Below are 15,876 nucleotides of genomic sequence, written 5' to 3'. Positions count from 1 at the left end.
ACAGCGGTCAGGTCGTCCACAAGGTCACCCCACCGGCCACGGGAGCCGCGCGTCTACGCGGAAAAACCCACCGGACGGGCCGGCGGAGAGAGCCCCACCGACTCCCGCAGCTCGGGCGGACATACCGGTGATCCCGGAACTTGGTCGAGGAAGCCCGGTGAGTCCGTCCGGCAACGGGTTGGTGACGACGATCGTCACTCCGGTTCCGGGCGCCCCACGCAGTGCGATGTCGATCGGTAGTCCGCTCGCATGCCTCATTGCGTTGGTGACGGATTCCTGCACAATCCGGTAGCAGGCGCGGGTCAGGTCCCCGTTTGCTGTGTGGCCTTCGGTGAGGTCAACGGTGCTTGTGATTCGGGCGCTGATTCCCTTGAACTCATTCAGCAAGATGGTGAGATCAGCAAAGGAGACCTCCCTCCGGCCGTCAGCCCCCGAACGGAGCGTGACCAGGACGCTCCGGAGGCCCACATGGGCGCTCTGCGCGTCCGCCCGTATGAGTTTCGAGAGCTCGCGGACCTCAGGGTCGGCCGACTCGACGGCGAGAGCGGATGCCGCGAATCCGATCCTTCCGAGGTAGTGGGTGACGGAATCGTGGACCTCGCGGGCGAATTCGGCACGCTCGGCCTCGACAGTGTTGCGGGGACTTCGAACTGACGCGGGTTGCGCTGCGACGGGCCGAGGAGCTTGTTGTGGCAAGAGCTCGCTCGGTGCGCCGTGCCAGACGACCGTCAACCGGTCCCGCGGCCGGGTGATCGCCACGTACAGCAGAGAGCGCTCACGCTGCAGCGCATCTGGCCGCTCGTCCTGGTGTAGCCGGTCGAGTGCTCGAGTGGAGCCAGCTGCGGCGCCAAAGATCAGTACATTCCGGAACTCCATACCCTTCGAGCGGTGCATCGTCATCACGACGACCCGGTCGGCGCCCGGCACCTCCCTGCTCCCGACATTCTGGCTCGGGATGCCCTCGCGGACCAGGCGTTGGTGCACGGCGGAGGCGTCGTTCTTCGTCTTGACCAGCACGGCTACGGTTTCCGCCAGGACACCGTCCGCGAGCCAGCTTCGTAGTTTTCCGACCGTCGTCTGGTATGCCTCTTCCAGCGTTGAGCGACCGATCAGCTCAGGTGGCGGACCCGTCCGTGCGGATCGCATCTCGCTGTCGTCGACGACCTGGTCCTCCAGATCCACGAGGTCGTGACCGGCCAGGACGCTGACTGCATAGTCGAGGTTCTGGGCGGTCGTACGGTAGTTCAGCCGCAGACGTCGGGAGCGGCCGGTTACGTGGATGCCGTGGCGAGACAGGACCGTCCTGGGGACGTAGATACGTTGCTGAGAATCATCGGCGAGGAAGAGGTCGTCAGGCCCAGGCGCGCAGAGGGCCCGGAGCAGCAGGAGTCGCGCCGGAGTGAGGTCCTGGGCCTCGTCGACCAACAGGTGGTCTGCCATCCTCGGGGCGCCGTCGTCCGCGGCCTTGTCGAGGGCGAGCGCCACGATGCGAGCTCTCTCATCGAAGTCGGTGGCCCCGATGCCGTCGGACAGGGAGCGGTACACCTCGACGACCTTCCACACTGCCAGCCGCAGGGCTCGGCCGAGCCCGATGCCGCGTCCTGGGCGTCGGGTGTGCAGGTACTCCTCGACCGTCGTTATTGCCCGGGGAACGATGACGGCGGCGTACTCCGCGATGAAGAAGTCCTTTTGCCGCAAGGACTCGGGTAGCTGCTGGCCGGCGTGGCGCAGGGCCGTGTCCCACAGTGCGTCCTCCGTGGTGTTCAAGAGACCGCTGCGAGGGCGTCCGAAGAAGGTCTGTGCGGCGGTCGGGAGATCGAGACCGTGCTCGGTGGCCCAAGCGATCAGGTGCCAGGAGACCGCGTCGACGGTCGCGACATGGACACCGGCGTCCCCCGGTCGCTTCGCGATCCGGATTCCTTTGTCGAGCTGGCGGAGGCTGTGCTCAAGTGCCCCGGCGAGTGTCTTGTTGAAGGTGGTCAGGATGATTCGCGCGTCTGGATGCTTCCGGTGCAGATGGCGGGCGCGGTGCAGCAGGACCACAGTCTTACCGGTCCCCGCACCCCCGGACAGGCGAAACGCCCCCTTGGTGGCTGCTGTTGCATAGGCAGTCTGTTCCGGATGAAGAAAAACTCGCCAGGCAGCAAATGTTCCGTCGATGGCGGCCCGCAGTTCCTCGTCGTCCTCGAGATAGGTGAACTCGAGCCGCGACGTCGTGTGCTCCAAAGCGTCGATCAAGTCGTCGTCCGTGTCGTTCGAGGTTCCGCCTGCGACCGGTTCGACGTCGTAGGTGGCGCGAACCTCACGGACACTCTTCCCGTCGGCGAGCCAGAGGAGGGCGTCGGTCTGGAACACGGACGGAGCGGCCAGAGCGATCTCCAACAGCTCTTCCTGGCTGACCGCGCTGATCGCCCGATAGGCGATCAGCGGCGCGATCCCGAGTTCGATCAGTTCTTCGAACGTGACGCCATGGACCTGGAGGATCGGAACCGCCGGGCCCGTGGGAGGCTCGGCTGCAGCGGTACCGGAGCTCGTCGCGTCGAGCTTGGCACGCTCCGGTACCGCCTTGGCGGTCGTCCCGCTCTGATCGACCCGGATCACCTCGGCGCCGCTCGTCTGCGCGTTGCGCCGGAAGACGACGTTCTTGGCGTATGCGATCGCCTCGTCATGTTCGAACGTGCCGAGGTAGACGTATCGGGATTCGCCGTCCGACCCGGTGAGTTGGATCAGGACTGCGCGGAAGTTGTCGTTGACTCGCCCGATTCGGGCGCGCCGGTCCGCCGCGCCGGTCATGGGCTCGATGTGCAGACCCGGCGTTGTGTCGTTCTTACGCAGCTTCTCGATGAACCCCCACACCTGTGATCGAAGGCCGTCGTCGATCGAGGGGATGTCCGAGGGGATGATCACCTGAGGCACAGATCGAGAGTAGTCGTTGAGCAGGCGTTTTCGTGGTGGTTTGCTGCTGGTGGGGCGTGGTCGAGAACAGCTGTCGAGGATCAGCTGGCCGCTCCGAGCCCGGCGAGAGCCAGGAGCACGGCCAGTTGGGTTCGGTTCAGCCCGCCGAGCTTTGCCCGAGCGTGGGCGAGATGAACCTTGACGGTCTCTTCGGACAGGTGGAGCCGCCTGGCGATCTGAGTGTTGCCCAGGCCGTCGACGAGGAAGGCGGCAATTTCCCGCTCACGGTCGGTGAGCAGGGCGATCTTCGCGCGGGCCTCGGCGCCACGGTTCGGACGCTCGTCCGCCTGCTCCCTCATCCGGCGCAGTACTGCCGTGGTCGCCTCGGTTCCCAGGATCCCATTGCCGCCTGCGACGCTACGCACGTGCGCTGCGAGGTTCTCCTGGTCCTCGTTCTTGGAGAGGAACCCGGACGCCCCGGCTTCGACCGCCTGCACGACGGCGTCCTCGGCGTTCAGGCTCGTCAGCGCGACACAGTAGGGAGGGTCAGGGAGGGCCATGACTCGGGCGATCGCTTCTACACCGCCGACGCGGTGCATCAAGAGATCGACAAGGACTACGTCGGGACGGTGTTCAGCCACGGCGTCAAGGACCTGGTCGCCGTCGGCGGCCTCGCCGACGACCTCCAGGCCGTCGGCGGTCAGGAGCCTACGGATCATCGTCCGGGTGAAGGTGTCGTCGTCCACGATGAGCACTCTTGTCACGGGTCCACAGTAGAGCCCTGCCGTTATGAGAACTGTTGAGACCACGACCTACCGGTGTGCACTGAGCGGACAGGTTTGTCCGACTTCCACATGGGGGTCTGCCATGACCTGAACCGGTAGCAGGGGCTACCGGTTCGGGGGATGGTGGAGCAACAGCTGATCCGGAATGGTGGTTCGGGGGCCGGGGGAAGGCATCGAGCCGCTTGCATGACGTGTGCGGTAGCGCGCGTTCCTCACCCGGGTGAAGCGATGTCCGTTCGCTTCTATGCGGGCTCAGAGGGCCTCTGGCCTGCGACAGTAGGTTTCGGGCGAAAACGCGACCGTCGATTCGAAGGCTGTGAGGTTGATGCAGGTGTGGCAGCGCGGCGAGGGCGATCTCGCAAGACTCGTGGCCGAGCAGACGGAGACATGTCTTGCGGTCTACCGGGAAGACCGGAGCCGTGTCGAACAGGATGCGAACAACGAGCTCCGGATCTCCGAGGGCGGGTACAACAACCGTCAGCTGGAGGAGACGGTGCAGAACGCGGTGGATGCGGCCCGCCGTGGTGGCAGCCGCATCGAGGTCAGGTTGACGTCCGACACCCTGTACGTCGCCAACGACGGCGAGCCGTTCGTGGCCAACGGCGTCAACGCGCTCCTGGCTTCTGATCTCTCGCGCAAGGAGGGCGACAGCATCGGGCGCTTCGGCATCGGGTTCAAGTCGGTGCTCGCTGTTTCGGACCGGCCGCGGGTCTTCAGCCGGTCGGTGTCGTTCGGCTTCGACAAGACCTGGTCGGAGTCCACGCTGCGGCAGTACGGGTTCGAGTCGCCGCGCTACCCGACGATGCGCCTGGCACAGGTGCTCGATCCGCAGGTGCACGCCGCCGCGGACCCGCACCTGAAGGAGCTGATGGAGTGGGCGAGCACCGTGGTGGTGCTGCCGCTGTCGGGCGGGTACCTCGCGGTGAGCAGGCGGCTCATGACGTTCAGGCCGCAGTTCCTTCTGTTCGCTTCGCACATGCGGGAGGCGCGGTTCTACGATCTGACGACCTGGAAGGCCCAGGGCAGCGGCGACATCGGACACCCGGAGGTCACCGACAACGTTGTCCGTCGGAGCTGCAACGTGGACGGCACCGTCACGCTGACGGTCGGCGACACAACCGAGATCTGGAGCGTCGCCGAGGCCGTGCACACCCCGAGCGCCAGGGCGCGGACCGAGGCCGGGCGGATCGCCGATCGCGCCACCGTCCCCGTCCAGTACGCCACCAAGGTCCCGCCGGCCACCGGCATCGGGCAGTTCTGGGCCTACTTCCCGACCCGCGAGTTCACGACGTTGTCGGGCCTGGTCAACGCGCCGTGGAAACTGAGCGACGACCGACTCTCCATTTTGGACACGCCGTTCAACGAGGAGATCCTGACCGTGGTGCTTCCGCGGCTCGTCGGCAGTGCGGTCCAGGTCTACGGGTCGACGGCTGACCCGGTGCGGGTCCTCGACGCACTCCCTGCCCGTGGGCGCGAGAGCCGTGGCTGGGCCGACGAGACGATCAACGTGCCCGTCTTCCAGCACATGCGGACTATTCCTTCCGTTCCCGATGGGACGGGTGTATTGAGGAGGCCCGCGGACGTTCGGTGGACCGGCTTCGCCGATGACGTCGAGCGTGCCTGGCTCGAGCAGTGGACGGAGCATCCTGCGGCACCCAAGGAGCGGTGGGTCCATCCGGACGCCTACTCCAACCCTGAGCGACGTTCCAAGGTCGAAAGGCTTCTTGCCGGCGAAGCAGCAGGCCCGACCGCGGCGTCCGTCACTGAGTGGCTCGAGGAGCTCGTCGTCGACGGATCCGTGGAGTCGTCGGCCGCGGCGATCCGGCTCGCGGCACGGATCAGCCAGGACTCGCACCGGATCGTCGACGCCAGTCGGCGCTCGCGTGCAATGACGGCCGTCCTCGGCGCACGACTGATTCGCCTGGAGGACGGCACATTCCGCAGGCCCGAGAAGGGTCGGGTCTTCGTTCGCCAGTCGAAGGCCGACACCGGACACGACTTCGTCGACCCGGCGCTCGTTGAGTTACCGGGCGTCAAGGATGCGCTTCGGGTGCTGGGCATCGTGATCTTCGACCGCAGCGGAGAGCTACGCGGTTTGTTCGCCCAGGCCAAAGCTCCCGAGATCCTGCACGACCGCACCCGCCTGGGGCAGATCTGGCAGCAGATCTGGCAGACCGCGCGGATGGTCGAGGACGACGACAAGGTCTACGCCCTCTTCGTCGAGGACTTCGGGGCGGGGCTGGCCGGTGCCGTCCGTGTCCGTACGGCAGACGGCGCCTGGCGTGGCATCGCCGACGCCTACCTGGAGGGGCGCCTTGTGGCGCGCGGCACCGGCCGTGACCAGGACTGTCTGATCGACCCGATCTTCCACGCCGACAGCGACGTCCGCGTGCTGCGCCGGATCGGAGCGGTCGATGAGCCGACGTACCGCCCGGATCCACCCGCTGAGCCGTGGCTCCGCGCCTATGAGGAAGTTGTGGCGGACAAGTTCCTGGCGAGGCAGAAGGGCTCTACGCCGCAGCGTGATCGCATCAATGTCGGCGGATCGACACCGCCGTGGCCGCTGGAGCCGCTAATCGGCATGTCCGCGGAGGCACGCGCCATCGCGACCGACACGATCATCCGACGGGGCATGCCCGCGGCATGGGTGGTGCGGCACGCAACGAATGCGAGCTACGGCGAGCTGAAGGTTCTCGCACCCGAGGTCTGGTTCCTGGCCAGGAACGGTGCCTTCGACGTCCCTGGTTTCGGGGTCCTCCCGCCGAGCGAGGTGTTCCAGGCGTCGGAGGGTGTGGACGCCGAGATTTTCCCGACGGCGGACGTGAGCGACGCCTTCGCCAAGCAGCTCCGGCTCAAGACCGATCCGAACGATGACGACCAGATGCCGGCCACTGCGTGGAAGGCGCAGGTTGCCCGGGCGGCGGCCTGGACCGGCAGCGTGGACGCGGATCGTCGGCGCGGCAAGCTGTACGGCTGGCTGCCGTTCAAGCTGGCGGGGGAGCCGCTGAAGCTCGTCGCGCGTATGGGGTCGCGCTATCAGGAGGTTGCACCTGAGCACATCGGCGTCACGACAGACCCTGCGGTCTACGAATCACTGATCGAGGCCCAGGTCCCGGCGCTCCTGCTGTCCGATGATGACGACTGTGAGGAGTTCGTGGCCAGGTGGAACGCCAAGCCGGCCAAGGACCTGCTGCAGGAGGAGATCGTCACCGTCACGGCGGGTGAGCCCGAGTATCTCCTGGACCTGTATCCACCGATGAAGCTGTGGGTGGAGGTCGTCGACCAGGAGATCCAGGTCCAGCCGTGCCGGACCATCGAGCAGCTCGTTGCCACGCCGGAGGGCCAGAAGGGTCGACCGATCCCGCAGCGCCGGGACGGCGATGTGGTCCACGTCACCGCGACCGACCCGGCCAAGGTCCTGGCCCAGGTCTCAAAGGCGCTCAATCTCGAGATGTCGGCTGCCGACGTTCGCAAGGTCTTCGACGACATGGAACGGCAGAAGACCAAAAAGCTCGTCACCGAGGTCAGGAAGGCGAAGTCTGACGACCACCGGCTGCTCGTCGCCGTCGGCGTGGACGTACTGCGGAGGAGCCTGCCCAAGCAGGTCCTCGACGTCCTCGAGAGTCAAAGCGGCACATTGGAACCGCTTGAGATCGCGGCGCTCGCCCGCTCTGTGCACGGGGTCAGCATCCTCAAACAGCCGTCCGTACTGGCGGCGCTCAAGGAAAAGGGCTTGGAGCCCCCGCGAGAGTGGGCGGGGCGCAGCATGACCCGGCGGTGGGTCGAGGATCTCGGATTCCCGACCGAATGGGCGGGGTTCTCGTCCAACGCGCGTCCGGCTCAGGAAACGATCGACGGGCCAGCTCGGCTCGAGCCGCTGCACGCCTACCAGGTCACCGTCACCGAGCGGATCAAGGACCTCTTCCTCGGGACCGACACCGACCGCGGCATGATGGCGCTGCCCACCGGCGCTGGCAAGACTCGGGTCGCTGTCCAGGCATTGGTCGAAGGGCTGCGCGAGGGATATATCGCCAGCGACGAGCCCTTGGTATGGATCGCACAGACCGAGGAGCTCTGCGAGCAGGCGGCTGAGACCTGGACCTACATCTGGCGCGCCATAGGTCCCGAGGTCCCGATGAACTTGGGTCGATTGTGGGGGACGAACTCCGTGGTCGAGGATCCTTCGTCGTTCCAGTTGGTCGTTGCCGGTATCGACAAACTGCGGAGCGTCTCGGAGAAGGAGGGCGACCAGTATGAGTGGCTGCGGGGTCCTTCGGTGGTGGTCATCGACGAGGCACACACCTCGGTCACGCCTGAGTACACGAAGGCGCTCGAGTGGTTGGGGAGGAGCGGCCGTAACCGCAAGGTCAGCCAAAGGCGCCCGCTCATCGGTCTGACCGCCACTCCGTTCCGTGGCAGATCGCAGTATGAGACCGAGCGGCTCGTGAGTCGCTACGGCAAAAACCGCCTCGACACGGGCGCCTTCACTGACCCCGACAATCCTTACCTGGAGCTGCAGGACATGGGCGTACTCGCCCAGGTGCGTCAGAAGATCCTCGACGGCGTGGTCGTGGAGCTGAGCAGCCAGGAAATCGCGGACATCGAGAAGTTGAGCCGGCTCCCCGCCGGCGTCACCGAGCGCCTGGGTGACGACAACGACCGCACGAAGCGCATTGTCGACCACATCGCTGCCCAGCCCGAGGACTGGACCATGCTCGTGTTCGCATCCTCGGTCGAGAATTCCCGCACGCTTGCCGCGCTGCTCTCGCACCGGGGGATCCCGGCGGTCTCGATCTCCTCCAATACCGAGATGACGGCCCGACGCCACTACGTCGAGCAGTTCAAGGCCGGCAGGATTCGAGTGATCACCAACTATGGCGTACTCACCCAGGGCTTCGACGCCCCGAAGGTCCAGGCCGTCTACGTCACCCGACCGACGTTCAGCCCGAACGTCTACCAGCAGATGATCGGGCGTGGTCTCCGCGGGCCGCTCAACGGCGGATCTGAGGAGGTCATGATCGTGAACGTTCAGGACAACTTCACGCAGTTCGGCGAAATGCTCGCCTTCAACCAGTTCGAGTACCTGTGGGAGCGGTGACTGCGGTGATGGCACTTGACCCGGACCAGGCCGCTGCTGTCGCGATCGAGGCGGAGACCCGCCAGATCGTCGTTGCAGGGCCTGGCTCGGGAAAGACCGAGGTGGTGTCCGCCCTCATCGAGCACCTGGTGGAGGAGGGTCTCGAACCGTCCACCGAGATCCTCGTCATCAGCTTTTCGAACGCCGCCGTCCACGCGGCCACGGCGCGTCTGGCCCGTAAGGGCCTCGACCCGGTGACCGTCCAGACGATCGACTCGCTTGCGCTGGAGATCCTTCACGACGCCTCTGACGACGACCCGACCGGACTCTCTTTCGACGCCCGGGTTCAGGCCGCTACGAAACTCGTTCGCCAGGCGGGCTGGGACCGGCTCGATGGCGTGAGGTACCTCGTCGTGGACGAGGTCCAGGATGTCGTCGGACTTCGAGCTGATTTCTTGCTCACGATCCTCGACGTCCTGGATGACGATGCAGGGTTCAGCCTTCTCGGGGACCTCGCCCAGGCAATCTACGACTTCCAGCTCGACGACCGGTCCATCACAACCTCGGCAGCGCTGCTTGCAGAGGCCTCGACGAAGGGAGACGTGGAGCGCAAGGTCCTGAACGGGCAGTACCGCGCTCGTACACGAGATGCCAGGCGTGCAGCACGGCTGCGCGATGGTGTGCTGGCCGGCACCGACGACCTCGAAGACTTCGAGGCAGAGGCCGTCCACGCAGGCGCGGTACCGGACGTGGTACGCATCGCCCAGGCCTGGAGCGGCACGACTGCCTTTCTCACCGAGACCAACGGACAGGCGATGCTCGTCGCTCGCCTGATCGGCGAAGCAGGCGCTCCCGTTCGCCTCCGGCGGCGGGCGGACCAACGCGTCCTGGCACGGTGGATCGCCGATGCGCTCGCGGACTGGGAACCGGCCTCTATCCGGAAGGAGGAGTTGTTCGAACGGCTCGGACCGTTGACGGAGGATCATGACCCGACCGACCTGTGGCGGGCGTTGCGGATCGTCGCAGGGTCGCGGGGCAACGAGCTCGACCTGGGTCGTCTGGCACGCAGACTGGCGGGCAGTCGACCGCTCCCACCCCAATTGGTTCACCGGCAGGACGACGGCTTGATCGTGTCCACGGTCCACCGGGCGAAAGGTCTCGAGTTCGACAACGTCGTGCTCGTCGACTTCGTCGCGTACGGGAAGCAGGAGCAGCGCGATCCGGACGCAGAACGTCGCCGACGCTTTGTGGCCCTCACCCGGGCACGTGACCGGATCGTGCGCGCCGACGGACCGCGCAGCAAGGTGTTCAGGCACCGTGAAGACCGCTGGTACCTCGCTGGCCGTGAGAAATGGCAGACGTTCGGCTTCGAGCTTCGGACCGGCGACCTTGACACGACGGCGCCACCGGGGGCCGATCCCGCCTGGACACAGGAGCACCTCGCGACGAAGGTCCGGTCGGGCGACGCGCTCGATCTCACCCTTGACCCGAGGCGGTCGACGCTCCGGCTCCCGACGTACATGCTGCTCCACGACGGTGTCGTGGTAGGACGCACGGGAGAGGCCTTCGGAACGGCACTCGCCCGCCGCGTCGGGCCGGCCGAGAAGCGCAGTTCGGGAAAACTTCCGTGGCCGAGACTTGCGGGTGCCAGGGTGGAGGACGTGGTGACCGTCGCCGGGGAACCGGCTCAGGAAGGTGTCGGACGCCGCGGCCTGTGGCTCGGTGTGACGGCCGCGGGCATGCTCGACGTGAGGTGGGGGACGGAGAAGGACGATGACTGATTTTGATGCCTGGTACACGGCTCGTTCTGCCATGGTCGACGCGCTGGTCGCGGACCTGTTCGGGTCCGGGGACGCCGATGACCTGCTGACCGAGGCGCCGCTGTCCCGGTTCGTCGTCGGGATCCTGCACCCGCGATCGGACGATCCGATCGACGACGTGCGTGACGACGACGAGTCCGATGCAGGGATGGCTGCCGACTCGGCCAACGACCCGGCGGTGGCGCTGGCTCGTATGCGGTACCCGTCGACCATGGGACTGACCTTCTCGGTCGCGGCGGAAACGTCGTTGGTCGAGGTAACCGTGTCGGCCGACCGTTACCGCCAGATCACCGGTCCCGACGAGCTGGCGGAAGCCCGGGAGGAGCTGGTCCGACGTGCTGAGGAACGCCGTGCCCTGCTCGGCGAGGCAGCCGCCGACGTGGGGACCGAGGCGACGGAGAGTGCGGAGACTCGGGCCGCGAGTACGAACGAAGGTTTGTGGAGGGTTGTCCCGCAGGAGTCGGTGACATTCACGCTGGACGTGACGCGTGCCGGTACCGACCAGGAGTGGAACGTCGCAGAGGGCCTCGTGCTGCGTTCGGTGGTCCGGCCCGAGCAGGGCGAGACCGTCAGCGTCACCGTTGTGCTGGTCAACACGTTGCCCCGGCGCAGCAAGGGGTTCTCCGACGCGGAGTGCTGGTTCCGTCCTCGTCTGGTGGTCACCACCCCCGACGGGCAGTTCGTCGACCGGCGACCGTCCGGAAACCGCGCCTACCAGGACGACGACGAGCGGGGCGGTGAGCTGCTGTACCGGACCGAGCGACACCTTGCCGTCGGTCACGGGTGTGCAGTCTCATGGGAGGAGAGTTCGTTCGTCACGCGGGTCGAGACGACGTTCTTCCCGAGCCACGATCTGCGCCTCGCGCGTGCTGATCGGTCCGATGTTTCCCCATTTGGAATGAAGACGCTCGGCGCGAGTGACGACCGAAGTGCACTCGTCGAACTGGTCGACGTCTACGAACAGTGGATTGCCGGCCAGGCGACCCGCGTTCCTGACCTCGAGGCGAGGCATGTCGGGACGGCGCAGCGGCACCTTGGCGACGCCCGGCGCGCGGTCGCCCGTATGCGTGAGGGGATCGCGCTGCTCGACCGAGACCCAGATGCGGCCCGCGCCTTCCGGGTCATGAACGAGGTGATGCAGCAGCAGCGGGTACGGCAGGCGATGGTTCGTGCGGGGCTGGAAACGCCGCCGGATATCGAAGGCCAGTGGCGACCGTTCCAGATGGCGTTCGTGCTGCTCAACCTCGTCGGCCTGGCGGACCCGCAGCACGCCGACCGCGATGTCGCCGACCTGCTGTGGTTCCCGACCGGTGGTGGCAAGACAGAGGCCTACCTCGGCCTGATCGCGTTCGTCCTGGTGCTGCGGCGTCTGCGCGGCGGCCCTGAGGGTGGTGCCGGCGTCGGGGTCCTCATGCGCTACACCCTGCGGCTTCTGACGATTCAGCAGTTCGAGCGAGCGGCTGGTCTCATCTGCGCCCTTGAGGAGTGGCGGAGACGCGAAGCGAGGGACGCACCGGAGTTCTCCATCGGCTTGTGGGTGGGCCAGGGCGCGACGCCGAACGACGTCAAGAAGGCTGCCAAAGCGCTCAAGAAGATGCGGGACGGCGACGAGCCGAGCGACGAGGGCAATCCACGCCAACTCCTGCGCTGCCCGTGGTGCGGCGCGCAGCTCCCGGTCGATGCCTACGACGCTGATGTCCACGCGGACCGGCTGACCGTCCGGTGCCAGGCGGAGGCCTGCGACTTCCGCGACGGGCTGCCGGTGCACCTTGTCGACACCGACGTCTATACGGCCCGTCCGTCACTGGTGATCGGTACGGTCGACAAGTTCGCGATGCTTGCCTGGCGAGGCGAGGCCGGCGTCGTCCTGGGAGCGTTCCACGACGCCAAGCCGGACCTGATCATCCAGGACGAGCTGCACCTTATCAGCGGTCCGCTCGGCACGCTGGTGGGCCTCTACGAGACCGCCGTCGATGCTCTCGCGACGACGGACAGCGGCGTCCGTCCGAAGCTGGTGGCGTCCACCGCCACGATCCGCCGGGCGACCGCCCAGGTGAAGGCCGTCTTCAACCGCGACGCCCAGCAGTTCCCGCCACCAGGTCTTGATGCCAGGGACTCCTTCTTCGCCGTCGACGCCGGCCCCCAGGACCGGCCCACCCGCCGGTACGTTGGGGTGATGGCGCCGTCGACCAGCCACGCGACGCTCCTGGTCCGTGTCTACGCGGCACTGCTCCAGGCCGGTGCCGAACTCGACGCCTCCGACGAGGTGCGTGACGCCTACTGGTCGATGCTCGGCTACTTCAACAGCCTGCGAGTTCTCGGCGCTGCCTACATCCAGTCCCTCGACGATGTGCCGGACCGCATGAAAGTCGTCGCAGCTAGAACTGGGCACAGGGTCCGGAAGATCCGTGACCCTCGAGAGATGACGTCCCGAAAGCGGTCGAGTGAGATCCCCGATGAGCTCGATCGGCTGGCAACGTCGTACCCGAGCAAGGAGAGCCCGGACATTGTCCTCGCCACGAACATGATCTCGGTCGGCGTCGATGTCGATCGTCTCGGCCTGATGAGCGTCATGGGCCAACCGCAGATGACCTCGGAGTACATCCAGGCGACGTCGCGTGTGGGTCGTGCACATCCTGGGTTGGTGGTCACGATGTTCAACGCGGCGAAGTCGCGCGACCTGTCGCACTACGAGTCGTTTACCACCTACCACAGAGCGCTGTACAAGCAGGTCGAGGCGACCGGGGCGACACCGTTCGCGCCCCGTGCACTCGACCGTGCACTGCACGGGCTGCTGGTGATTCTCGCCCGGCACTCGGTTGCTGGGGCGTCCGATAGCACGTCGGCCGGCGTGCCTGCCGTCTCCGACGCCTTCGACGGCATCGTCGACGTGATCGCCGCGCGAGCCAGGTCTGTCGCGCACGACCCCGAGCAGACGGAGAAGCGGGTGCGCGCCGCGCTCGAGGATCTCGTCGAGAGCTGGTCCGAAGCCGTGGACCACGACCGGGTGCAGAAGTACGAGGGTTGGGTCAACGCCGAGGGCGCCCTCATGGTTCCTGCGGGCGGCTCGCCGTTCGGAAGTTCCAGCGAGGTACCGCCCGCCGAGTTCTTCCCCGTGGACGAACCTGCTTGGCCAACCCTCACCAGCCTCCGGAACGTCGACCGGGAAAGCACATTGCGAATCGTGACGCGGAAGCGGGTGAAGTGATGCTCATCGGAGACAAGCCCAAGGCGCGTCAGAGTCAGTTGGTGACCACCTACGGCGTGGGATCCCTTTTCCCTGACGCCGATGCGAGCTACATGATCGGCGGGATCGACGGCTGGGACACCACGTATGCACAGCCTGTTGAGGAACCCCGGCTCGCCAGGACGCTCGGCGTCCATACCTTCCATGCCCCGCCGACTGGTCGGAGGCGGGGCGACGTGCCCGCCGTCCGATTTCCTGAGTGGTACTACTGCTCCGGCTGTCGACGCCTTGCGCCCTTCTGGACCTTCGGTGGCAAGAAGGGCGCGACGACGTGTGGGGAGTGCTCCCGCGACCTGACGCCTTCCCGGTTCGTTGCTTGCTGCGAGAACGGGCACATCGAGGACTTCCCCTACTTCCAGTGGGTGCACCGGGGGCAGGACACGGAGGAAGGCGCCAAGCACCAGCTCAGCCTGAGGGCCAGCGGTACGTCCTCGTCGCTCTCATCGATCGTCGTGTCCTGCACATGCGGTGTCAGGCCCTACAACCTTGAGGGTGCCTTCAGCGCCGGAGCTCTACAAGGTATCCGGAGGTGCTCGGGGAGCAAACCGTGGCTCAACGCCACCCCGAACGATCCTGACTGCGATCGCCCGTTGAGGGTCTTCCAGCGCGGTGCGTCCAACGTGTGGTTTCCCGTGCAGCGCTCCAGCATCTCGATCCCACCCTGGTCGAGCGTCGCGGCGCAGTATGTGACGAAGCACTGGGGCCTGCTCGAGCCGCTCTTCAAGAACGCCGGTGAGGCGGCTGTGAGGGCGACCGTCGAGGCCACGACGAAGGACGAGAAGGAGATCACGGTCGATGACGTGATCGACGTCGTACGGCAGCGACTCGGGCTGGCGGTCGACGACGCGCCCGACGACGATGTCCTGCGAACCCAGGAGTACGAGGCGCTCAAGGCCGGGCACAACGGCTCCAACCGAGACACCTTTCAATGCACGACGCTCGGGGTGGACCCGTCGCTCGACGGGCTGGTCGCCCAGGTCTCCCAGGTGAACCGCCTCCGCGAGGTGCGCGTACTTTCCGGGTTCTCCCGCGTGACTCCGGTGGAGTCGGAAGCAGGCTCGGCGCGCACGGCAAAGCTGTCCGCAGAGAGCTCGAACTGGTTGCCCGCCGTTGAGGTGATGGGCGAGGGCATCTTCATCCGGCTCGACGAAGCTGCAGTCGAGGGCTGGGAGGGAGGTGTATTCGCGCAGTCCAGGCAGGACAGCATTCGCGCGGCGCAGGACGCGCGCGATGCCGCGATGAAGACCACGTCGGAGCGGGTGCACGCGCGGTTCGTCGCGCTGCACACGCTCGCGCACCTGCTGGTCAAGGAGCTCAGCCTCGACGCCGGCTACCCCCAGGGTTCGATCCGTGAGCGTGTGTACGCCCTGCCGGGGCAGGCCGGGATCCTGATCTACACGGCTTCCTCTGACTCCGCGGGCAGTCTCGGTGGCCTTGCCGCGCTCGCCGCGACTGAGCGGCTTGCTCCGGTTCTGCGCAACGCCCTCGAGCGCGCCACTTGGTGCTCCAACGATCCTGTCTGTGCCGAAACCGGGGCGACCGGGACGGACGCCCTGAACCTCGCCGCCTGCCATGCCTGTGTCCTTGCCCCGGAGACGAGCTGCGAGCACCGGAATCAGTTCCTGGACAGATTGATGGTCGTTGGTCTCCCGGACAAGCCGGAGAGAGGTCTTGGCGCGTCGGCGCTGCGGACACTTGACGCGGTCGTCGTGAGCTCCCGACGACCGGTAGTGGTGCCCTCGGCCGCGTCCGCCCCCATGCCACCGGCATGGGCCGACACACTGGCAGCAGCCCTCGCGACGCCGGAGGAGACGGAGTTCGCGTCGCGACTGGTGGTGGCGCGACCCGACCTGCCTGTTCCCGAGATCGGGACGGAGGTTGAAGGTGTCGTCGTGCCGATGGTCTGGGCAGACCTGAGGGTACTGGTCGATCTTGACGGCCTGGCTGACGCCGACCGCGACCGCCTCGAAGAGATGGGTTGGACGGTCCTGCCGGCGGACGTAGATCTGGTCTCCAGCGTTCTCAGACGGTGACGGTCCGGTCGCCCGGTGC

At 66.6% G+C, this 15,876-nt stretch carries 6 protein-coding genes; 4 read left to right on the top strand and 2 right to left on the bottom strand.

Going from position 1 to position 15,876, the window contains the following annotated elements; translation table 11 throughout:
- Positions 1–24 precede the first annotated feature (24 nt).
- Positions 25–2,916, bottom strand: coding sequence for a 3'-5' exonuclease (locus tag ACIG47_RS13200; protein WP_397431262.1), 2,892 nt, complete (start codon positions 2,914–2,916; stop codon positions 25–27).
- An 80-nt stretch (positions 2,917–2,996) separates the two neighbouring features.
- Positions 2,997–3,641: a response regulator gene (locus ACIG47_RS13195; protein WP_397431261.1), complete on the bottom strand. Its 645-nt coding sequence runs from the start codon at positions 3,639–3,641 to the stop codon at positions 2,997–2,999.
- 364 nt (positions 3,642–4,005) lie between these two features.
- Between ACIG47_RS13195 and ACIG47_RS13190 the strand changes: the two genes are divergently transcribed.
- The 4 genes from ACIG47_RS13190 to drmB are packed head-to-tail and all read left to right on the top strand — an operon-like array spanning position 4,006 to position 15,857.
- Positions 4,006–8,778, top strand: coding sequence for a sacsin N-terminal ATP-binding-like domain-containing protein (locus ACIG47_RS13190; protein WP_397431394.1), 4,773 nt, complete (start codon positions 4,006–4,008; stop codon positions 8,776–8,778).
- Positions 8,779–8,786: 8 nt separating this feature from the next.
- Complete coding sequence (locus ACIG47_RS13185; RefSeq protein ID WP_397431260.1) at positions 8,787–10,538, top strand: UvrD-helicase domain-containing protein; 1,752 nt, start codon at positions 8,787–8,789, stop codon at positions 10,536–10,538.
- Positions 10,531–13,785, top strand: coding sequence for a helicase-related protein (locus tag ACIG47_RS13180; RefSeq protein ID WP_397431259.1), 3,255 nt, complete (start codon positions 10,531–10,533; stop codon positions 13,783–13,785). The genes ACIG47_RS13185 and ACIG47_RS13180 overlap by 8 nt, the downstream gene beginning before the upstream one ends.
- Positions 13,785–15,857 carry a DrmB family protein gene (gene drmB / locus ACIG47_RS13175; protein ID WP_397431257.1) on the top strand — a complete coding sequence of 691 codons (2,073 nt, stop codon included), beginning with the start codon at positions 13,785–13,787 and terminating at the stop codon, positions 15,855–15,857. Before ACIG47_RS13180 ends, drmB begins: the two co-directional genes overlap by 1 nt.
- Positions 15,858–15,876 lie beyond the last annotated feature (19 nt).

Source organism: Promicromonospora sp. NPDC052451 (genome assembly GCF_044547525.1).
GTDB lineage: Bacteria > Actinomycetota > Actinomycetes > Actinomycetales > Cellulomonadaceae > Promicromonospora.
Note: the sequence above shows the minus strand (reverse complement) of the source record. Positions and strands in the feature narration are given on the sequence as shown.